At 40.3% G+C, this 1249-nt stretch carries 1 protein-coding gene; it reads left to right on the top strand.

Features of this window, described 5'->3' with window-relative positions:
* Positions 1 to 82 precede the first annotated feature (82 nt).
* Positions 83 to 1249 (top strand): IS256 family transposase (locus AC1DP6_RS36435; protein WP_477059302.1); only part of this gene is annotated, 1167 nt, incomplete at its 3' end.

The raw sequence follows: 1249 nt of genomic DNA, 5'->3' as shown, positions 1-1249 counted from the left end.
ACACTATCTCATAAACTGTGTAAATCTGAAAATCGGGGATTCACCTCGATTTTCYTAATTTTAAAACTATAYACACAGTATTATGAAAGCAGAAGACTTCATATCAGACGACTTTTTAAAACAATTTAAGACWGGCAAGGAATTGAATGACTTTCTGGCCSTGATTCAGAAGCGGGGTATAGAAAARATGCTTGAAGGTGAGCTGGATGGCCATCTAGGCTACAATAAGAATGAGCAAACCAATAATGATAACGCCCGTAATGGTTATGGTAAAAAGAAGATCAAAACGCAATACGGAGARTCAGAGATCAAGGTRCCAAGAGACAGAGATGSCAGTTTTAACCCCATGATTGTMCCCAAAAGGGAAAGCATGGTAGAAGGGCTWGAAGAGGTAATAGTGTCACTTTATGCCAAAGGAATGAGTGTATCTGATATTGAGGAACAAGTTCGGGAAGTTTATAAGTTTGAYGTTTCCGGGGCTACCATAAGCCGTATTACAGCAAAAGTAGCTGAGGATATCGTCGCCTGGCAGAATCGTCCTTTAGAACCTGTTTACCTGATTGTGTGGATGGACGGTATCGTTTTCAAAGTAAGAGAAAACAGTAAAGTAATTAATAAGACAGTTCACATTGCTGTTGGACTTCGCAGGGATGGGCTTAARGAAGTACTGGGAATGTGGCTGGGTAAGAATGAATCRGCRGCTTACTGGATGAGCGTTTTGACAGACATGAAGGCTCGCGGTGTGGAAGATATTCTGATCACAGCAACAGAYAATCTCAATGGCTTTACCCAGACAATCCGTTCCATATTTCCWGACTCWGCTACCCAAATTTGTGTTGTTCACCAAATCCGTAATAGCTGCCGGTATGTAGTATGGAARGACAAAAAGGAATTTACKACAGATTTAAAAGATATTTATGCAGCTCCCACCCGACAGGCTGCGCTAGCAGGGCTTGATAGCCTTGATAAAAAATGGACTAGTAAATATGCTTATGCAGTAAAGAGCTGGCGAGAAAATTGGGATGAATTGACTGTGTTCTTTGATTTTCCGATTGATATCCGTCAGATTATTTACACTACAAATCTTATTGAGAATCTGAATGGTAAGATCAGAAAGTATACAAAAAACAAGCTGTCATTCCCTACTGATGATGCTGTAATGAAATCCGTATACCTGGCGCTGAGAGAGTCCTCAAAAAAATGGACCATGCCCATTAGAAATTGGGGCATGATCCTTAATCAGTTCTTT

The organism is Chitinophaga sp. 01L420 (genome assembly GCF_056399985.1).
This window is presented reverse-complemented; position numbering and strand designations above follow the sequence as displayed.